Source organism: Falsochrobactrum tianjinense (assembly GCF_019100495.1).
Lineage (GTDB): Bacteria > Pseudomonadota > Alphaproteobacteria > Rhizobiales > Rhizobiaceae > Brucella > Brucella tianjinense.
The window spans coordinates 380,337-400,872 of record NZ_JAHRVA010000004.1; the positions used below are offsets into that span (position 1 = coordinate 380,337).

Below are 20,536 nucleotides of genomic sequence, written 5' to 3' on the forward strand. Positions count from 1 at the left end.
CTCACAAAACCTTTGTAACCTGCGCACCGCGCAGGAATTCCGCCGCAGGCAACGGCTTGCCACCGGAACGTTGTAACGTTACCAGCCGCACCGCACCTTCACCGCAGGCAATGGTTAGCATGTCATCAAGCACTGCGCCCGGTTCGCCCGAGCCTTCGCCAAGGGTGGAGCGCTGTAATTTCACCCGCTCGACAGCACCATTAATTTCCATCTCGCACCATGCACCAGGAAAAGGCGCCAGGCCGCGAATGGCGTTGTGTACGTCTTTGGCCGGTTTCGACCAGTCGATGCGGGCTTCCGCCTTGTCAATCTTGGCGGCGTAGGTCACGCCTTCTTCGGCCTGCGGTTGGAGCGTCAGGCTTTCGCGTTCAAGGGCGCCCAGTGCGCGCACCATAAGGTCAGCACCAGCCATGCTCAGCCGATTATGCAATTCTCCCGCCGTCATATCCGGCGTGATAGCAATCTTTTCCGCCATAGCGACCGGGCCGGTATCCAGCCCTTCATCCATTTTCATGATCATCATGCCGGTCTCGGCATCGCCTGCCATGATCGCCCGCTGAATGGGCGCCGCACCGCGCCAGCGCGGCAGAAGCGATGCGTGCCCATTATAGCAACCCAGCCGTGGCGTATCCAGAATGGCTTTGGGCAGCAAAAGCCCATAGGCCACAACGATAGCCACATCGGCTTCGAGACTTACGAAAACGTCCTGCTCTTCCACGCCCTTGAGGCTTTTTGGCGTGAAAACGGGAATGCCGAATTCCTCGGCCTTCTCATGTACTGGCGATCTGGTCAGTTCCAGACCTCGCCGGCCTGCCGGGCGCGGGGGCTGCGTATAGACCGCTGCCACCTCATAGCCATGCCCGATGATCGCAGTGAGGATAGGCACCGAAAACTCCGGCGTTCCCATAAAGACGATACGCATCACAAAACCTTTTTAGAGGCACGCTGACTGGCAAGCTTCTTGAATTTCTTGATGACCATATCGCGCTTGAGCTTGGAAATATGATCAATGAAAAGCACGCCGTTGAGATGGTCGATCTCATGCTGCAAACAGGTCGCCATCAAGCCATCAGCCTCTATCGATCGTGGCTTGCCGTCCACATCGAAATAATTGACCTTCACCGTCGCCGGCCGTTCCACTTCCGCATAATAATCCGGGATCGACAGACAGCCTTCCTCATAGGTGCTTCCCTCGTCCGATGAGACGACAATCTCGGGATTAATGAACACATGGGGCGCCTTCTCTTCGCCATCCTTGGCGAGGTCGATAACCAACATACGGATCGGCTCGCCCACCTGAATGGCGGCAAGGCCAATGCCCGGCGCCTCATACATGGTGTCGAACATGTCACCGACAAATTTGCGCAACTGATCGTCAAAGCGTTCGACAGGCTTGGAAACCTGACGCAAAACGGGATCGGGAAGAATGATAAGCGGTTTTACTGACATGCGCTTCACGTAATCGCTTGCGCATAAATCGTCAATTGTCCTTTATAAAATGTTCTTGTTTTGATCTCATCATTGCTTCACGAATCAGCTAAGCTGGAAAAATGGAAAATCAGAATCTTTTAAGTGAACCGCTTTTGCAGCTCGGCGCTACGTCATTTTCGCTGGGAGATATTCTTCTGGCAGGCATTGTCATCCTTGTCCTTTGTCTTGCCATTTTCCTGATTTCTGCGGCACGTTCGGCACGCCTTCGCGCGGTTGCGGAGGCGCAGGCGGAAGATCGCGCCCGCGATGCCGAATATCGCATGGCCGAAATCCTCAAGGCACAGTCGGAAATGCAAGGCCGCATGCAGACCATGGCAGAAGTGTTCGGCTCAAGACAGGCAGAACTTAACCAGTCGATTCGCGAGCGGCTCGACGGCATGACGCACCGCATCGGCCAGACGATGACCGAGCAGACCAAATCCACCCACGAGAACCTTGCAAAATTGCAGGAACGTCTCGCGGTCATCGACACGGCGCAGAACAATATTCAGTCATTGGCGGGACAGGTGGTGCAGTTGCAGGCAATCCTCGCCAATAAGCAGACGCGTGGCGCTTTCGGCCAGTCACGCATGGAAGCGATTATCGCCGATGGTCTGCCACAGGGCGCTTACGAGTTTCAGACGACGCTGACCAATGGTACGCGTCCGGATTGCCTCGTGCGCATGCCCAACAATTCGCCCTCACTGGTGATCGATGCAAAATTCCCGCTCGAAGCATGGAACACCCTGCGCGACACTGAATCCCCGGAGGCCAAAAAGATTGCTGCGGCGCAATTCCGTCGCGACGTGGAAGTACATATCAAGGATATTTCCGAAAAATACCTCATCACAGGCGAAACGCAGGATACAGCCTTTTTGTTCGTACCTTCTGAATCGATCTTCGCCGATATTCACGAACATTTCGAGGCACTGGTCCAGCGCGCGCACCGCGCGCGCATCGTCATCGTCTCGCCTTCACTCCTGATGCTGTCCATTCAGGTCATTCAGGCGATCCTCAAAGATGCGCGGATGCGCGAACAGGCGCATGTCATTCAGGGCGAAGTGGTTCGCCTGATGGAAGATGTCGGACGCCTTGATGAGCGCGTACGCAAATTGCAGACCCATTTCGCGCAAGCCAATAAGGATATTGACGATATTCTGGTGTCTTCAAACAAGGTGACAAAGCGCGGCGCGAAAATCGAAGCGCTGGAATTCGGTCCCGCGCCCACTGATGAAACACCTGATCCGCAGCCCAGACAGGCGGAGGTCTCCGCCAACCAGCTACGCCTCCGCGTAGTTGATGAGGATTGACGTAAAGCACTAATAAAAGCAAAGGGACGCCGAAGCGTCCCTTAATTGGTTCAGGATGCGAAGGATTATTCATCACCCATCTTGAGCGCCTGAATGAAGGCTTCCTGCGGAATTTCCACCTTGCCGAACTGGCGCATCCGCTTCTTGCCTTCCTTCTGCTTTTCCAGAAGCTTGCGCTTGCGCGACACGTCACCACCATAACATTTGGCCGTCACGTCCTTGCGCAGGGCCGAGATTGTCTCCCGCGCCACGATACGTCCGCCGATTGCCGCCTGAATCGGAATCTTGAACATATGTTGCGGGATGAGTTCCTTCAGTTTTTCGCAAAGAACGCGACCGCGTTTTTCCGCAGCCGAGCGGTGCACCAGCATGGAAAGCGCGTCAACCGGCTCTTCATTGACCAAAATTGACATCTTGACCAGATCGCCTTCGCGATAATCTGAAAGACTGTAGTCGAACGAGGCATAGCCCTTCGAGATCGATTTCAGACGGTCATAGAAGTCGAATACCACTTCGTTGAGCGGCAAATCATAGGTAATCATCGCACGCGGACCGACATAGGAAAGGTCCACCTGAATGCCACGGCGGTCCTGGCAAAGCTTCATGATCGCGCCGAGATAATCGTCCGGCGTCATAATTGTTGCCTTGATCCACGGCTCTTCAATGGCCTCGATCTTGACGATATCGGGCATGTCGGCAGGGTTGTGCAATTCCTTTTCAGTGCCGTCCGTCATTTTTAGACGATAGACAACCGAAGGCGCGGTGGTGATGAGATCGAGATTGAACTCGCGTTCCAGACGCTCCTGAATGATTTCAAGGTGCAGCAGACCGAGGAAACCGCAACGGAAACCAAAGCCAAGCGCCGCCGAAGTCTCCATTTCATAGGAGAACGAGGCGTCGTTGAGACGCAATTTTCCCATGGCAGCGCGCAGGTCTTCAAAATCCGCCGCATCGACCGGGAACAGGCCACAGAACACTACCGGTTGCGCAGGTTTGAAGCCAGGCAGCATGTTTTGTGTCGGGCGGCGTTCTTCGGTGATCGTATCGCCCACCCGCGTATCGGCAACTTCCTTGATTGAAGCAGTGATGAAGCCGAGTTCGCCGGGGCCGAGATCACTCACCTGCACCATTTTGGGCGTGAAAACGCCAGTGCGCTCGACCGGATATTTCGCGCCCGTACCCATCATACGGATGGTCTGGCCCTTTTTCAGAACGCCGTCGATCACGCGCACCAGAACGATGACGCCCAGATAGGAATCGTACCAGCTATCTACCAGCATGGCCTTCAATGGCGCATTGCGATCACCTTCCTTCGGGGCAGGCAATTTTTGGACGATGGCTTCCAGAACGTCTTCGATGCCAAGCCCTGTCTTGGCGGAAATTTCCACCGCATCCGATGCATCGATGCCAATCACTTCCTCGACCTGGCTCTTGACGCGTTCGGGCTCCGCGGCGGGCAGGTCGATCTTGTTCAGCACCACAACAATTTCATGATTGTTGTCGATAGCCTGATAGACATTGGCCAGCGTCTGCGCTTCCACGCCCTGTGAGGCATCAACCACCAGAAGCGAACCCTCGCACGCAGCCAGAGAACGCGAGACTTCATAGGCGAAGTCGACATGTCCGGGTGTGTCGATGAGGTTCAGCACATAGTCCTCGCCGTTCTTCGCCTTATAGCTGAGACGGACGGTCTGCGCCTTGATAGTGATGCCGCGCTCACGCTCGATATCCATCGAGTCAAGGATCTGATCCTTCATCTCGCGCGACTCCAGCCCGCCGGTCAACTGAATGAGGCGGTCGGCCAGTGTCGATTTGCCATGGTCGATATGGGCGACGATCGAAAAGTTACGAATATGGTCAAGTGGTGTGCTCATGCGCGCGATTTACCAGCAAGCAGTCAAAACTCAAAGAGGTATTGCACGTTTAGCGCTGGAAAAGCAGCTACTATCGTCATCGTGACAAGAAGTCCCCTTTGCCTTGTGACAAAAAGGCATTAAATCAGCCTCATAAAGCGCGCCGTAGCAAGATCGTTATGGGCGCAATCGGGCTTTGATGCAGGAGTTAAGGATGCAGACCGAACCGAACGAAGTTCACAACAGACCAAAACTGGTCACTGTTTTCGGCGGCTCTGGCTTTGTCGGACGCGCGGTTGTAGCCAGCCTCACCAAACGTGGCTATCGTGTGCGCGTCGCCGTGCGCAAGCCGGAAACTGCCTATTACATGCAGCCGCTGGGCAATGTCGGGCAGATTCAGATGGCGCAGGCCAATGTCCGCAATCGCAAGTCGGTCGAACGCGCCGTCATGGGCGCCGATCATGTCATCAACCTGGTAGGCATCCTGTCCGAAAGCGGTCGGCAGCGCTTCAACAGTGTGCAGGTGCTAGGCGCAAAAAACATCGCCGAAGCAGCAAAAGCCGCCGGCGTTCCCATGACCCACCTTTCCTCGCTCGCAGCCGACGTCAATTCGCCGTCCATCTATGCGCGCACCAAAGCCGAGGGCGAAAAGGCTGTCTTGTCGGTGCTACCCGATACAGTGATCCTACGCCCGTCGATTATTTTCGGCTATGAGGACCGCTTCTTCAACCGCTTCGCCAATATGGCGCGATTTTCACCTTTCCTGCCGGTAATTGGCGGCGGTAAGACGAAGCTGCAACCGGTCTATGTCGGCGATGTCGCCGAAGCAGTAGCCTGTGCGGTAGACGGCAAGCTGAAGACGGGCACCATTTATGAGCTTGGCGGCCCCGATGTAGAAGAATTCAGCCAGTTGATGCGCGATATGCTGCGTGTCATCGGGCGCAAGCGCATGCTCGTCTCCATGCCTTGGTGGGCGGCCCGCATGCAGGCTTCGGTTCTTGGTCTTCTACCCAACCCGCCGCTCACCAACGATCAGGTGACACTGCTTAAATTTGACAATGTGGTTTCGCAAGAAGCTGTCAAAGACGGGCGAACATTACAAGGTATCGGCATTACGCCCGAAACGACCGATGCGATCCTCCCCGCCTATCTCTGGCGCTATCGTGTCGCTGGCCAGTACACGAAGACCGGATTTGCATAAGAAGGAATAAGGGGCCGACAGGCCCCTTATTCCTGCCCGCTCCTCCGCTATCGCTCCGGGCGTTCGTCGCTCACCCCCAGATCAGCAGCGCCGCCAGACCTACCGCGCCGACAATCAGCCGCCACCAGGCAAATAGCCTGAAGCCATGGCGCGAGACATAATCGAGCAGATAGCGCACCACGAATACGCCAGAAATAAACGCCATGATGAAGCCGGCAACGATGAGTGTGCCATCGTTGAAGGAGAGTATATTGTAGCTCTTGTAAAGATCGTAGGCGAATGCGCCCGCCATGGTCGGCATGGCGAGGAAAAAGGAAAATTCAGCGGCGGAGCGTTTGTCGGCTCCCATCAGCAAGGCGCCGACAATGGTCGAGCCGGAACGCGACACGCCCGGTATCATAGCGAGACATTGCACGAAGCCTATAGCAAGGCAGATCGGCAGCGGATAATCCATGACATCGCGATAACGCGGCCTGAGATCAAGCTGGTCGACCCACAAGAGAATGAAGCCGCCGATAATAAGCATGATGCAGACCAGCATCGGTGACTCGAAAAGTACGCCCTTGATAAAGCCATGCGCCAGCGCGCCAATGACGGCTGCGGGCAGAAAGGCGATCAGGATGCCCGCAACAAACCGGCGCGTGCGGGCATCGCGCGGAAAGTCGGTGAGAATTTTGAGCAATTTAGCGGAATAGACGGTGAGGATAGCGAGAATGGCTCCAAGCTGGATCAGAACTTCGAACGTCTTGCCCGTCGATTCAAAGCCGAGAAAATGGCCGATGAGCAATAAATGGCCTGTGGAAGAAACCGGGATAAATTCGGTAAGACCTTCGATAAGGCCAAGAAAAGCGGCTTCCAGAAGATTGAAAATATCCATGAAGTCAGTACCTTGGAAATGTGGATATGATGAGAGCGACTTGCTTTGACCGCACGAAAGCGTGAGATTGCGAAAACGGCACGCCCAGCGATTGCTTGTCTCCCGCAGGCATAGCCCTTATAGACTAAACATTCCGTTGAGGTGGCTCGAATCGCGTGGCAGCAGAAATAACCCGCTGTCTGCGTAAACGCCAGAAGCAGTCCCTCTGCGCAGATCAATTAAAGCTTGTCAGTCGAAAGTACCGCGTCGATCATGCTTACGCTTTTTCATCATCCCATGTCTTCGGGTTCGCGCTATGTGCGGCTTATTCTCGGTGAATATGACGTGGAAGCAGAGCTGATCGAGGAGCGCCCCTGGTCGCGCCGCAAGGAGTTTCTGGCGCTCAACCCTGCCGCGACCCTGCCGGTTTTGCTGGCCGAGCGGGATCTGCCGGTCGTTGGCGCAACAGTCATCGCGGAATATCTTGATGAGACGCGCGGCGCACTCAAGCGCAACCGCCGCCTTTTACCCGAAAGCCCGATGGAACGCGCCGAAGTGCGCCGCCTCGTCGACTGGTTCCTGCTCAAATTCGAAAATGAAGTGACACGGCATATCGCCCGCGAGCGAGTCTTCAAATTGCAGATGTCGGCAGAATTTGGCGGCAGTTCCCCGGACTCCACAGCCATTCGCGCCGCCCGCACCAATATCCGCCAGCACATGAAGTATATCGACTGGCTGGCAGCGTCTCGCGACTGGCTGGCAGGCACTCTGCCGAGCTATGCCGATATGGCAGCTGCAGCCTCGCTCTCCGTGCTCGATTATCTCGGTGAAATCGAATGGAGCGAAACCAGAGCTGCGCGTGACTGGTACACCCGCATGAAATCGCGCCCAGCCTTCCGTCCGCTGCTTGCCGATCGCGTGCGTGGACTTGCCCCGGTGGCCCATTATGGCGATCTCGATTTCTGAACCGAAGGAAGCCCGGCTCAAGCGCTTCCTGATTGAAGAGGCAAAAGCGGCAGGTTTCGACGCAGTCGCCTTCACCACCCCCGACAAGATTCCACAGGCCCCGCAGCGCCTACGGCAATATATCGCCGAAGGCTGTCACGCCGATATGGTGTGGATGGAAGAAACGGAAGAACGGCGCGCCAGTCCGAGCGTTCTGTGGCCGGAAGTTCGCTCGATCATGATGCTGGCCATGAATTACGGCCCCGATAGCAATCCGCTCGCCATTCTGGAGCAAAAGGACCGCGGCGCAATTTCGGTTTACGCACAGAACCGCGACTATCATGACATCATCAAGGGCAAGCTGAAGCATGTGGCAAGCCGCTTTGCCGCCCGCGCCGGTCAGGATGTGAAGGTGTTCGTCGATACCGCACCCGTCATGGAAAAACCGCTGGCACAGGCGGCAGGCATAGGGTGGCAGGGCAAGCACACCAATCTGGTCAGCCGCGAACATGGCTCATGGCTGTTTCTCGGCTCTATCTTCACCACGGCGGAAATCGCACCCGATCAGCCGGAGCGCGACCATTGCGGCTCCTGCCGTGCCTGTCTCGACATATGCCCGACCAGCGCTTTCCCTGCCCCTTACCGCATCGATGCGCGCCGCTGCATTTCCTATCTCACCATTGAGAACAAGGGACCGATTCCCCTGGAGTTTCGCAAAGCCATCGGCAATCGCATCTACGGCTGCGACGATTGCCTCGCCGTCTGCCCGTGGAACAAATTTGCACAAACCGCAAGCGAATTGAAATTGAAGGCGCGCGACGACCTCAAATCGCCGCGCCTTGCCGATTTTCTGCACCTGGACGACCCGGCCTTCCGCAGTTTCTTCTCGGGCTCGCCCGTCAAGCGAATCGGGCGCGACCGCTTCCTGCGCAATGTGCTGATTGCCGCGGGCAATTCACGGGATAGATATTTTCTCCCGCAGATCGAAGCCCTGTTGCAGGACGCGGCACCGGTAGTGCGGGGTGCCGCCATCTGGGCCCTGAAGCAATTGGCGGAGCCGGAGCGCTTCGCTTCTCAGCAAAATCGTCTGGCCTCCGTCGAAGAGGATGCTACGGTGCGCGCGGAATGGGAGATAGAGGAAAGCTGAATGCGCATTTTTCTGTTCGGAGCCGGTTATTCCGCTGCAGCCTTCGCGCGGTATATAGCCAATGAGGCTGAACGCATCGACGGCACCACTCGCCATCAAGACAGGTTCGAAGCACTTGAAAAAGCCGGTATCCAGCCTTGCATATACAATGGCGAAACGGCGGAGCCGAACCTTTTGGACCAGCTTGTGCAAGCCACCCATGTGGTGATTTCCATCGCGCCCGGTGAGAACGACGATCCATCCCTTGCCATTGTCGAGGAAGCATTGCGCCGTCCCGGCAATACGATCCGCTGGATCGGCTATCTGTCGACAGTCGGCGTCTATGGCGATCATCAGGGCGGTTGGGTCGATGAAGCCACGCCCTGCAAACCGGTCTCCCGGCGCTCGCTAGAGCGCGTCAAGGCCGAAGCGGCGTGGGGCGCATTGAGCCAGCGCCATGGCACACCTCTCGCCATCTTGCGTTTATCGGGAATCTATGGTCCCGGACGCAATGCCTTCATCAATCTGGAACGTGGCGCTGCGCGACGCATCATAAAGCAGGATCAGGTCTTCAACCGCATTCATGTCGACGATATCGCAGGCGCGTTGCGCTTGCTGGCAGGCACGGATACCGGCGGCATTTTCAACATCACCGACAGCGAGCCTTCACCGCCGCAGGATGTTGTAGCCTATGCCGCCGAACTGATGGGCGTGAGCTTGCCACCGGAAGTACCTTTCAACCAAGCAGACATGACGCCGATGGCCCGCTCTTTCTATGGTGAAAACAAACGTGTAGCCAACCAACGCATAAAAAATCTCGGCTATGAATTCCTTTATCCGGATTATCGCACCGCCTTTTCGGCTATGTGGCGAGACAGCAGCTGGCGCTGATTGCATTGCCCGAACCCGGCTGGTAAAAACACGCGCAATAATGTTCAACGGGATCGGAACAATGGGTAACGCCAAGTCAGCAGAAAAATAAGCCGCAACAGTCTTCCAACCTGTTGCGGCATCTGTCCCGGACTCAATACCATAATTACAGGCAGATCGCCGCCCGATCATTCTTTCGAGCGGATGCATAATCATGCCCTTTGATGACCAGAAAGCTCCATCCTGGAGCCACTCCCTGCCATTTGCGCTCGCGCTTATGGCGCCTTTCGACATTCTCGCCTCGCTTGCCATGGATATCTACCTGCCGGTGGTGCCATCCATGCCGCGTATTCTGCAAACAACGCCCGCCATGGTGCAGCTCACATTGAGCCTCTATATGGTAATGCTCGGTGTCGGCCAACTTCTGTTCGGCCCCCTCTCCGACCGTTATGGGCGCAGACCCATACTACTCGGCGGGTCTACGCTTTTCGCTATCGCATCCTTCATGCTCGCCATGACAGATAATGCGATCGTCTTTATATTCCTGCGATTTCTTCAGGCTGTGGGCGCATCAGCAGCCCTTGTCGCCACTTTCGCAACCATCCGGGATGTCTATGCCACACGGCCGGAAGGCGCGACGATCTACGGTCTCTTCAGCGCCATGCTGTCTTTCGTGCCTGCGCTGGGACCAGTCGCCGGCGCACTGATCGCACAGAGCCTTGGTTGGCGCGCGATCTTCGCCATGCTCGGTTTTCTGACCGCCATTGCCGTATGGCGGGCCGCTCGCCATTGGCACGAAACACGCCCGACGCGCAGCCATCCGTCGCGAGACACCGTTGCGCGGATCATGAAAAGCTTCACCTTCTGGACATACACGCTGAGTTTCAGCACGGCGATGGGCACATTCTTTGTGTTCTTTTCCACATCACCGCGCATCCTGATCGAGCGGGCGGACTTTACAGAAACCGGCTTCAGCCTTGCCTTTGGAAGCGTTGCTGTCGCAATGATCATCGCGACGCGCATCCTCCCGCGTTACATGCAAAAGCGGGAAGCGCGAACCAGCGTGGCTTTCGGCATGATGACGCTCCTTGTCAGTGCGTGCCTGCTCCTGCTGGGCGAGCAACTGCTGGAGCCGTCCTTCACAAGCATCATCCTGCCGATGTGGCTTGCTGCCGTTGGTATCGTTCTGACGGTATCAATGGCGGCAAACGGCGCTTTGTCGGCATTCGATGACTGCGCAGGCATGGCGGTCGCCGTCTATTTCTGCATTCAGAGCCTGATCGTCAGTTTTGCTGGGACGGCCCTCATCATCCTGCTTCCAGGCAATACGGCATGGCCGCTCGTCGTCTTCTGCACCGTCATGCCGACCCTGACCCTCGCAATGCTTGCGCGGCTTCATAAGGACTGACCAAAACTCGGCTGAGCGCACCGAACAAGCGATCGGCATTGCTGGCTAGCCCATCACACAGCATAATGTCGTCAATCTGATCGCCTTGATTCGCAGCCGCGACGCCCTCCCGGCAAACCATGGAATGGCCCATGACCGCAAACAAACTGAAAAAGATCGTTTTTGCCGCCGCGCTAGTGGCTATGGTCTCCGCTGACTTCGCACCGCTGGCTGCGGCAGAAAATATACCTGCCAAACAGGCTTTTGGCACACAAACACTGCCCGTTCTGACGCAACAGCCACAATCCATCGGCTTTTACGCCAAGGGTTGTCTTGCAGGCGCAGTCGCGCTCCCAACCGACGGGCCCAACTGGCAGGTGATGCGCCTGTCACGCAATCGGCGGTGGGGCCATCCCCGCATGATCGCCCTTCTGGAAAAACTGTCCCAGGACGCAGCAACGGACGGCTGGCCGGGCCTCCTCGTCGGCGACATCTCCCAGCCGCGCGGCGGACCGATGCTGACAGGGCACGCTTCGCATCAGGTCGGCCTCGATGCCGATATTTGGCTGACCCCGATGCCCAAAAAGCGTTTTACCGATGCAGAACGCGAAAGCGTGTCGGCCGTGTCTATGCTGAAGCCGGATTCGCTCTATATCGATCCGAAGAAATGGACCTCGAGCCGCACCGCCCTTTTGAAGCATGCCGCGAGCTACCCGGAAGTTGAACGTATTTTCGTACATCCGGGCATCAAGAAGAAACTTTGCGACACAGTGAAAGGCAACCGGAAATGGCTTGGCAAGATCCGCCCCTATTGGGGGCATCATTACCATTTTCATATCCGCCTCACCTGCCAGCCTGGCTCCACGCAGTGCACGCCGCAGGCGAAGGTCCCATTCGGAGACGGATGCGATCAATCACTGGCATGGTGGTTTACAGACGAGCCGTGGAAGCCTGCAAAACCATCAAGCAAGCCGTCCAAAAAGCCAAAACCCGTCATGGTTTCAGACCTGCCGAAAGCTTGTGCCGCCGTGCTCGATGGCCCCGCGCCCAATTCAATTGCCGATGTGACATACAGTGCACAATAAAATAGTGAGAGCAATTCCAGCCAAATTGTGAAAGATGGTGGCCGCTGGAGCAGAATGACAAGGTTATCAACCCATGAATGAACGTGTACGCATCGCCCTGATTGCTCATGACCTGAAAAAAGACGACATAGTCGCATTTGCGCGCATGCATGAAGTGGCCTTGTCGCGCTATGATATTGTCGCGACCGGAACGACCGGAAAACTTATTCAGGACGTCTGTCCGTCACTGCATATCCATCTGGTCAAGAGCGGCCCGCTCGGCGGCGACCAGCAGATTGGCGCGATGATAGCGGAAGGAACGGTGCAGGTGCTGATCTTTTTCATAGATCCCCTCTCCCCGCTTCCCCATGATGTGGACGTCAAGGCCCTCACTCGTCTGGGCAGCGTCTATGACATTCCCATGGCGCTGAACCGAGCAACAGCTGAAAGACTGGTCAAGGCGCTGGATCGATAGGCCAGCGGAAAGGTCGGCAGGACAAAGCAGCTACGCAGATTGAGCAACAGGAAATAACAATGCAAGCCACGATAGACGCCGAACAGAGTTTCAAATTCCCCGTTCTTGTCGGTGATATTGGCGGAACCAATGCGCGCTTCGCTCTCCTTGTTGATTCCTACGCGGAACCCAAAGAATTCCCCATCGTCCAGACGGCGGATTACACCACCATCGACGAAGCCATCCAGAGCGCCGTTCTCGATCACACATCGATCCTGCCGCGCTCTGTTATACTGGCGGTAGCAGGCCCCGTCGATGGCGATGAAATCGACCTCACCAATTGCGATTGGGTGGTCCGCCCCAAGGGGCTGATTACAAATCTGGGCTTCAAGGACGTCACCGTCCTTAACGACTTCGAGGCTCAGGCGCTCGCCGTGGTGTCGCTCGAAAGCGAGCATCTTGAACAGATCGGCGGCAAACGGGAAGAAATCATCGCCACCCGCGTCGTGCTCGGCCCCGGAACCGGACTTGGCGTCGCCGGACTGATACGCACCCACAAGGCATGGGTTCCGGTCCCCGGCGAAGGCGGCCATATCGATATCGGCCCGCGTAGCGAACGCGACTATCAGGTTTTTCCGCATATCGAGCGCATTGAGGGGCGCGTGGCAGCAGAACAAATCCTTTGCGGCCGAGGCTTGCGCAATCTCTATGTAGCAATTTGTGCCGCCGATAATGTACCCCCGGTCTTCGACACACCTGCGGCCATTACCGATGCCGGACTTGACGGCAGCAATCCACAAGCGGTCGAAACACTCGATCTGTTCGTCACCTATCTTGGTCGTATCGCTGGCGATCTGGCGCTGATTTTCATGGCGCTTGGCGGCGTTTATCTCTCCGGTGGCATTCCGCAGCGCATTTTATCCGCCCTTAAGGCCGAGTCTTTCCGCGCGGCGTTCGAAGACAAAGCGCCCCACGGCCTGATCATGCGTGACATTCCGATTCATGTGATCACGCATCAGCTTGCAGCATTGAGCGGCCTTTCCGCTTTCGCACGCACGCCTTCACGCTTCGAAGTTTCCACCGATGGCCGCCGCTGGCATATCGGCTAAGATAACGTTATAGAAGCGCTGTAATGAAATCCTTCACAGCCCCAGCTGCCAGATAAAAAGCGCCTTTGCCCGTGAGTTTATTCAGGAAGAAAAACAAGAAGATTGATCCGGGCGAGGCCACGCGCGTCATTCGCCGCATGCTGTCGGAAAATGGGCGCCAATATAAGAAAAGCTATATTATCGCTATCGCGGCATCGCTCATCGTCGGGGCCTCCAACGGTGTGCTTGCCTATTTGATGAAGCCGATGATCGACAAAATTTTCTATGAACAGAAAATCGGCCTCATCTGGATCATCTGCGGCGCGATTCTGGGAATTTTCATCCTGCGCGGTCTTTCGAGCTATATTCAGGCAGTAGAGCTTGCCAAGATCGGCAACAATCTGGTCGCGCGCTATCAAAAGCGCATCTTCGACCATCTCATGAAACTGGGCCTCAATTTTTATAACGATACGCGCTCCGGCCATCTTGCCGCCCAGATCAACCAGAACGTCAACGGCATTCGCGATCTGCTTAACATGACGATCACTTCGATCGCACGCGATCTGGTCGCATTGATCGGGCTGGTCGCCATGATGTTTTATACCGACCCGTTCATGTCGGCTGTCGTTTTCCTGATCGGCCCGCCGCTGGTTCTGTCGGTTGCCTATATTTCCCGCCGTATCCGCGCGGTGACGCGCGACCTGGTGCATCTCAATTCCCATCTGCTCGGCGCCATGCAAGAATCGGTGCAAGGAATTGCGATCGTCAAGGCATTTACTATGGAAGAGCAGTTGCGTTCCAAGATTGACGCGTTGATCGTGCAGGCCGAAGGGCGCAGCAACAAGATCGCTCGCGTTTCCGAACGCACCACCCCGATTGCCGAAATTCTGGCCGGCTTCGCTATTGCCGGTGTGCTGGCCTATAGCGGTTATCGCGCGATCCTTAATCAGGAACCGCCCGGTGCAATGTTCGCCTTCATCACCGCCCTGCTTCTCGCCTACGATCCGGCGCGCAGGCTTGCGCGCCTTCAGGTCGGACTCGAAAGGGCGCTGGTCAATGCGCGCATGATCTATGAAGTGCTCGATATCGAACCGCATCAGGGTGACTTGCCCGGAGCAATAGAGCTCAAAGCCGGTGCGGGCGAGATCAGTTTCAGGAACGTGTATTTTTCCTATGGCCAAGCCGCACCTGTTCTGCATGGCATAAGCTTCGTCGCGAAAGCCGGAGAAACGACCGCCGTGGTCGGCGCGTCCGGCGCGGGCAAATCGACGCTCATCAGTCTGGTCCAGCGCTTCTATGACATGGAAAAAGGCGAAATCTTGTTTGATGGGCAGGACATTTCAAAAGTCACCAAGCGATCGCTGCGCCATTCGATCGCCTATGTTTCGCAACAGCCCTATCTGTTCGAAGGCACCATCGCCGACAATATCCGCTACGGGCGCCCGGATGCAACGCAGGAAGAGATCGTCGAAGCGGCGAAACTCGCCCATGCACATGAATTCATCGAACAACAGCCGCAAGGTTATGACACCCCGGTCGGCGAAAATGGCGTCACACTTTCGGGCGGGCAGCGCCAGCGCCTTTCGATTGCACGCGCCATCGTGCGTAATGCGCCAGTTCTACTGCTCGATGAGGCGACATCCGCGCTCGATAATGAATCCGAAAAACGCGTCCAGCTCGCGCTCGATCAGATCATGCAGGACCGGACAACGATTGTTATTGCCCACCGTCTTTCCACTGTCGTCAATGCCGACCGTATCGTGGTCATCGAGGCAGGCCACGTGGTTGAAGAAGGCCGTCACCGCGATCTGATCAACATTCCGAATGGCGTCTATGCCCGCTTCTATCAATTGCAGAGCGGCAATGACGATATTCTTCTTGAAAATGCAGGCACAAAGGAAAAATCCAATGGCCAATGACACCGAAATGGGGCTCGTGGTTGTCGGCGCAAGCGGTCGCATGGGACAGGCCCTCATCCGCACCGTTCACACGATGGAAGGAGTTCGGCTTGCAGGCGCGATAGAACGCCCTGAATCTCCTTTTCTGGGAAAGGATGCCGGAGAAATTGCTGGTGTCGGCAATCTGGGCATCCAGATCACCGATGATCCGCTGCCCATTTTCGCCAGGGCACAAGGCGTGCTCGATTTCACCAGCCCCTCGGCTTCAATCGATTACGCTGCGCTGACCGCACAGGCGCGTATTGTACATGTGATCGGCACCACGGGCTGTTCCCCCGAAGATGAGGAAAAAATCCACGCCGCTGCCCGCCACGCCACAATTGTCAAATCCGGCAATATGAGCCTTGGTGTTAACCTCCTCTCTGTTCTGGTACAAAAGGCCGCGCAGGCGCTCGGACCGGAAGATTTCGATATCGAAATTCTTGAAATGCATCACAGGCATAAGGTCGATGCTCCTTCAGGCACAGCACTTCTGCTTGGCGAAGCCGCCGCCGAAGGCCGCGCTGTCAGCCTTGCCGAGAAAAACGTACGTGTGCGCGACGGCCATACAGGCCCGCGCGAGGAAGGCACAATCGGCTTTGCGACACTGCGCGGCGGTTCGGTTGTAGGCGATCACTCGGTCATTCTCGCTGGACCCGGTGAGCGCATCACCCTCTCCCACCATGCCGAAGACCGTACCATCTTCGCGCGCGGCGCGGTGAAAGCCGCGCTTTGGGCCTATGGAAAAAAGCCCGGTCTTTATTCCATGCTCGACGTGCTCGGGCTTAACGACTGATTCCCACTCACCATGGAGCATTGAATATGTCCCGTACTCTCGTCCTGGTCCGTCACGGCCAAAGCGAATGGAACCTGAAGAACCTTTTCACCGGCTGGCGCGATCCGGGTCTGACCGAACAGGGCCATGCAGAAGCAAAAGCGGCAGGGCAGCGCCTTAAGGCCGCTGGCCTCAAATTCGATATCGCATTCACTTCGGTTCTTTCGCGCGCTCAGGTGACATGCGAGCATATTCTTGATGAACTGGGCCAGTCGAACCTTGAAACGATCCGCGATCAGGCGCTCAATGAACGCGATTATGGCGATCTTTCGGGCCTCAACAAGGACGATGCCCGCGCCAAATGGGGCGAGGAGCAGGTCCATATCTGGCGCCGTTCCTACGACGTGCCGCCGCCGGGCGGCGAAAGCCTCAAGGACACTGGCGCGCGCGTCTGGCCTTATTATCTTCACACCATCCAGCCGCATGTGCTGCGCGGCGAAACGGTGCTCGTCGCAGCCCACGGCAATTCCCTGCGCGCCCTTATCATGGCGCTGGATGGCCTGTCTCCGGAAGAGATTCTCAAGCAGGAACTCAACACCGGTGTCCCGGTCGTCTACAAGCTCAATGCCGATTCGACCATCGCTTCCAAGGAAGTACTTTCCGTCTGATGTTTTCCCGGGCCGGCCTCTTTTTTGCCGCGCCCGGCTCCATTGCCGGTCGGTTTTTCTTGTGAACAGCGCAACTGATAAAAAAGCTGGCTGAATGTCGAAATGACGATTGACACAGCCATGCCGACCCCTTAGATGAACCTCGTCGCCCAGATGGCGGAATTGGTAGACGCACCAGCTTCAGGTGCTGGCGCTCGCAAGGGCGTGGAGGTTCGAGTCCTCTTCTGGGCACCATTTCCAAGTCTTCAGACCACTACCAAGGTCCAGAAGCACCTCAAAAAGCCCGCGCAAGCGGGCTTTTTTGTTATCATTCATCCTTACACATCCATGAACAGCCAGTGGCATCCAAACAATTTGATGGCATTATTGATGGCATTTTGCTGGAATGCCATCAACTGGATATCGGGATGCCAACACAATGCCCTTGAACGACACACGCATAAGAGCGTTAAAGCCATCAGTTAAACCCACAAAGCACGGCGACTCAGGCGGACTTTTACTCGTCTTAAATCCCACAGGAAGCAAGCTCTGGCGAATGGTCTATCGCTTTGAGGGAAAACAAAAGCAGCTTTCATTCGGAACATGGCCAGACGTGTCCCTTGCAGAAGCTCGCGCGGCCCGCGACGCAGCGCGTAAGATCCTCGCATCCGGCATAGACCCCTCTTCGAAAAAGAAGGAAGAGAAGGTCGCTCGTGAACGGCTGGTGACAGATAGCTTCACAGCATTGGCCGATGAACTACTGGACAAAAACGCGCGAGAAGGTAAATCCGCAGCAACACTTGGAAAAAAGCGCTGGCTAGTAAGCCTTGCAATAAGCGACTTGGGAGACAAACAAATAACGGAGATATCTGCAACGGATATCCTCGTACCACTGCGCCGAGTGGAAGCACAAGGTAATTATGAAACCGCCAGACGCCTGCGTGCTGTCATAAGTCAGGTCTTCCGTTATGCAATTGCCACCGCACGAGCCGAGAATGACCCCACCTTTGGTTTAAGGGGCGCTATTATCGCGCCTAAAGTCACACATCAGGCCGCAGTCACAGACTGGACCGTCTTTGCCAAATTGTTAAAATCGATCTGGGCTTACTCGGGTACTTTGGAAACCTGTGCGGCTCTAAAGTTAATGGCTTTGCTTTATCCGCGTCCCGGAGAACTCCGCCAATCGGAATGGAATGAATTCGACCTTGAAAATGCAGTTTGGATAATCCCAGCTGAACGCGCAAAAATGCGACGCCCACACAAGAAGCCGTTACCGCCGTTGGCCATAGAAATATTGCGGGAGCAACACAATCGCACCGGCGATCTGCGCTTAGTATTTCCATCTAGCACATCAACTGAGCGACCGATTAGTGAGAACACAATGAATCAGGCACTCAGACGAATGGGGTTTAGCAAGGACGATGCCACCTCGCACGGATTTCGCGCCACCGCCTCAACACTTTTAAACGAAAGCAACACTTGGAGTGCTGACGCCATCGAAGCCGAATTGGCTCACATTGGTGGCAATGCAGTACGCCGAGCCTACCACCGTGCATCTTATTGGGACGAACGTGTTAAAATGACAGCCTGGTGGTCGGAACGAATTGGAGAAATAGTTAGAAAATCAAACAGTCAGATTTGAGTTCACCTGCTGGAATGGCGAGGTGATCCGTCTCGCTTTCATCATCGACGCGTTCGGTTGGGAAATCATCTCATGGGTAGCGGCCGTCGAGTTTAGCCATGGTGGACTTGCTTCGGAAGTGGCGAGGTTTTCTTAAACTTCATAATGACCATGCAGCCTGCGAGGACCTACCTTGGGGGGGGGTGGAAAACCATCGCACGATGCCATTCGAGGAACTCCTTATGCTTTTGCGTAAAGCTCAGGCGTTCCCGAAAGCCCAATGACGAGCGAGCCTCCTTGCTCAAATGAACCGAGAACTCCGGGCTTCCATCGTCATTGAATGTCACCAGACCCGTGTCAAACGCGGCATCCCAAAGCGCCGATAGCAATAAGCCATTGTGCACATCCATACGCTCGCCGTCGGTTTCGCAATCCTTCCACGGCTTGATGTGCGAAGCGCGCAGGAGCGCCGGGTCCGTAATGTCCGTCAAGGGGCAGCGCCCCTGCCAGTATTGCAGCAGCCGCTCCCGAAAAATATCCTGCCCCACACGCTGCACCACAAGGCGTTCTGCCTCCGTCGTCTTCGGCAAGTTCTTTGTACGGTGAAGAAACTCCTGAAGGGGCGCGTTAGGAAGACTTGCGGCAAGTTCGTAAATTCTTGGCATTACCCCATAAAGCTGTACCAGTGAGGCAAGCCGGAAGCGTGCGAGGCCTGGTCCTGCGATATCGGACACTTCAATCCCGATCTCTGCAATGACCCCGGCGTGATCTAGGGCTAGGAACCACGCGCCGTGTGTCTCCCGAGCGAGCCAGATCGATCCTTGCGCAGTCGTCGAACTGTACTGGCGCCAGCCACCAATTTCGCCATGGGGACGCCGGAAGCCGTTCTGGTATGTGACCTTTTCGCATTCCTGACGGGTAACAAAGGATTGGGGCGTCTCGATCATCAAAAGTCCATCGCAAACAATCTGGCCTCAGGTGGGGTTGACGACAGTTTCAGCCGTACTGTGGGATGATCAGCTGTGATTTGTGATGGAGCTGTAGTTGTCGTCACAATATACTGGAATGGAGGGGGGCTAGTCTTCTCTTCCAGGCCCAGCGTGAAATCAAAGAGATTTGAGTAAATGCCAGCGTCGAGGTCTGCTTCGCGGGGACTGTCGTGGATGAGGAACGATGGTAGGTTCGCCTTTCCATTCACCGAGAGGATCATGGCGGCGAGGTCAAAAGCAACGATCTTGAATGACTCTACTGCCGCCGTTGAAAGACCTGCGCCGCGATCAAGCAATATCTCAGGATGCAGACCGTTACCGTCCAGCTTCACTTTCCCAGTGCAACCATTGGGCATCAAATTCGCGACAAGTTGTCGAAAGAGTGTTTCCAGATCACCTATCGCTGCTGCAGCGCGCTCGCGCTCAAGGCCCATCTTTTGTCGCTGGCCTTCCAGTATTCTGTCAACACTAGCCAAGCGTTGAACTACTCGGGCGCGATCACCTAACTGGCGGTCGAACCAGTTAGCTTCTCTCACCAAGTCCTGCGCGCGATTGATAGCCTTGTTGGCGTTAGAAACCTGCTGTTCGAGTTGAGAGAAAGAAGCATCAATTTTGGAAATCTCACCATCCAATCGAGCGATTTCCTGATCGAGTTTTTCAATTTCTCCGGGCAGCGCCAGTCTTTGACGATCTAACTCAGCGACGTGTTTCTCGGTCCGTTCAATCCGGCCTTTCACCTCGTCAAGGTTGCACCGTTGTAAAGACACCCCACATCCCTTAGCCTTCACTTCATCGATGCTGACATGACAAATTGCGCAACGGACAATAACACCAGTTTCAAGTCTCGCTTGCTCGGTTCCTTGTTCGGCGCGAGCAGCAGAAATCTGACTTGGAAGGCTGTTCTGTGTTTCGGCGTGGAATATTGACCCCACTAGCGGGCGAA

18 protein-coding genes, 1 tRNA gene and 1 pseudogene are annotated in these 20,536 nt (G+C 55.9%); 14 read left to right on the top strand and 6 right to left on the bottom strand.

Translation table 11 applies throughout. The features are described from left to right. Position 1 precedes the first annotated feature (1 nt). On the bottom strand, positions 2-922 hold the full coding sequence (gene fmt / locus KUG47_RS11740) for a methionyl-tRNA formyltransferase (protein WP_217678145.1): 921 nt from the start codon (positions 920-922) through the stop codon (positions 2-4). Next, complete coding sequence (gene def, locus KUG47_RS11745; protein ID WP_217678146.1) at positions 922-1,449, bottom strand: peptide deformylase; 528 nt, start codon at positions 1,447-1,449, stop codon at positions 922-924. Before def ends, fmt begins: the two co-directional genes overlap by 1 nt. Positions 1,450-1,550: 101 nt before the next feature. Between def and KUG47_RS11750 the strand changes: the two genes are divergently transcribed. After that, on the top strand, positions 1,551-2,780 hold the full coding sequence (locus KUG47_RS11750) for a DNA recombination protein RmuC (protein WP_217678147.1): 1,230 nt from the start codon (positions 1,551-1,553) through the stop codon (positions 2,778-2,780). Between the two features lie 65 nt (positions 2,781-2,845). Here KUG47_RS11750 and lepA read toward each other — a convergent pair whose 3' ends face one another. Continuing rightward, positions 2,846-4,654 carry a translation elongation factor 4 gene (lepA, locus tag KUG47_RS11755; RefSeq protein WP_217678148.1) on the bottom strand — a complete coding sequence of 603 codons (1,809 nt, stop codon included), beginning with the start codon at positions 4,652-4,654 and terminating at the stop codon, positions 2,846-2,848. A gap of 193 nt (positions 4,655-4,847) precedes the next feature. On the opposite strand from lepA, the gene KUG47_RS11760 reads away from it, so the two are divergent. After that, positions 4,848-5,834: a complex I NDUFA9 subunit family protein gene (locus tag KUG47_RS11760; RefSeq protein ID WP_217678149.1), complete on the top strand. Its 987-nt coding sequence runs from the start codon at positions 4,848-4,850 to the stop codon at positions 5,832-5,834. A gap of 70 nt (positions 5,835-5,904) precedes the next feature. On the opposite strand, the gene KUG47_RS11765 is transcribed toward KUG47_RS11760, so the two are convergent. Then, a complete protein-coding gene (locus KUG47_RS11765; RefSeq protein WP_217678150.1) occupies positions 5,905-6,711 on the bottom strand; it encodes an undecaprenyl-diphosphate phosphatase in 807 nt (268 codons plus the stop codon). Positions 6,712-6,963: 252 nt separating this feature from the next. Between KUG47_RS11765 and KUG47_RS11770 the strand changes: the two genes are divergently transcribed. From KUG47_RS11770 to KUG47_RS11825, 12 genes are all read left to right on the top strand, one after another. Further along, entirely contained in the window at positions 6,964-7,656 is a 693-nt protein-coding gene (locus tag KUG47_RS11770) for a glutathione S-transferase family protein (RefSeq protein ID WP_217678151.1), read from the top strand. After that, positions 7,637-8,782 carry a tRNA epoxyqueuosine(34) reductase QueG gene (gene queG / locus KUG47_RS11775; RefSeq protein ID WP_217678152.1) on the top strand — a complete coding sequence of 382 codons (1,146 nt, stop codon included), beginning with the start codon at positions 7,637-7,639 and terminating at the stop codon, positions 8,780-8,782. Before KUG47_RS11770 ends, queG begins: the two co-directional genes overlap by 20 nt. Beyond that, entirely contained in the window at positions 8,783-9,652 is an 870-nt protein-coding gene (locus KUG47_RS11780; protein WP_217678153.1) for an SDR family oxidoreductase, read from the top strand. A gap of 193 nt (positions 9,653-9,845) precedes the next feature. Next, positions 9,846-11,039, top strand: a complete 1,194-nt coding sequence (gene cml, locus KUG47_RS11785; RefSeq protein WP_217678154.1) for a CmlA/FloR family chloramphenicol efflux MFS transporter — start codon at positions 9,846-9,848, stop codon at positions 11,037-11,039. Between the two features lie 131 nt (positions 11,040-11,170). Continuing rightward, positions 11,171-12,103 carry a penicillin-insensitive murein endopeptidase gene (mepA, locus tag KUG47_RS11790; RefSeq protein WP_217678155.1) on the top strand — a complete coding sequence of 311 codons (933 nt, stop codon included), beginning with the start codon at positions 11,171-11,173 and terminating at the stop codon, positions 12,101-12,103. Between the two features lie 73 nt (positions 12,104-12,176). Then, a complete protein-coding gene (locus KUG47_RS11795) occupies positions 12,177-12,557 on the top strand; it encodes a methylglyoxal synthase (protein ID WP_217678156.1) in 381 nt (126 codons plus the stop codon). A 59-nt stretch (positions 12,558-12,616) separates the two neighbouring features. Next, positions 12,617-13,645: a glucokinase gene (locus KUG47_RS11800; RefSeq protein ID WP_217678157.1), complete on the top strand. Its 1,029-nt coding sequence runs from the start codon at positions 12,617-12,619 to the stop codon at positions 13,643-13,645. A gap of 71 nt (positions 13,646-13,716) precedes the next feature. Then, positions 13,717-15,543, top strand: coding sequence for an ABC transporter ATP-binding protein (locus tag KUG47_RS11805; protein WP_217678158.1), 1,827 nt, complete (start codon positions 13,717-13,719; stop codon positions 15,541-15,543). Beyond that, positions 15,533-16,357, top strand: a complete 825-nt coding sequence (gene dapB / locus KUG47_RS11810; RefSeq protein WP_217678159.1) for a 4-hydroxy-tetrahydrodipicolinate reductase — start codon at positions 15,533-15,535, stop codon at positions 16,355-16,357. Before KUG47_RS11805 ends, dapB begins: the two co-directional genes overlap by 11 nt. A 26-nt stretch (positions 16,358-16,383) precedes the next feature. Further along, a complete protein-coding gene (locus KUG47_RS11815) occupies positions 16,384-17,004 on the top strand; it encodes a 2,3-bisphosphoglycerate-dependent phosphoglycerate mutase (RefSeq protein ID WP_217678160.1) in 621 nt (206 codons plus the stop codon). A gap of 147 nt (positions 17,005-17,151) precedes the next feature. Continuing rightward, positions 17,152-17,238: transfer RNA gene (locus tag KUG47_RS11820), tRNA-Leu, on the top strand. A 184-nt stretch (positions 17,239-17,422) separates the two neighbouring features. Further along, the gene (locus KUG47_RS11825; protein WP_217678161.1) at positions 17,423-18,625 is read left to right on the top strand and encodes a tyrosine-type recombinase/integrase; all 1,203 of its coding nucleotides are present in this window, start codon (positions 17,423-17,425) and stop codon (positions 18,623-18,625) included. Between the two features lie 167 nt (positions 18,626-18,792). Here the strand turns inward: KUG47_RS11825 and KUG47_RS11830 are convergent, their stop codons facing one another. After that, entirely contained in the window at positions 18,793-19,551 is a 759-nt protein-coding gene (locus tag KUG47_RS11830; protein WP_217678162.1) for an HNH endonuclease, read from the bottom strand. Then, positions 19,551-20,536 (bottom strand): annotated as a pseudogene (locus tag KUG47_RS11835) (DUF2326 domain-containing protein); the annotation flags it as partial. The gene KUG47_RS11830 and the pseudogene KUG47_RS11835, both read right to left, overlap by 1 nt.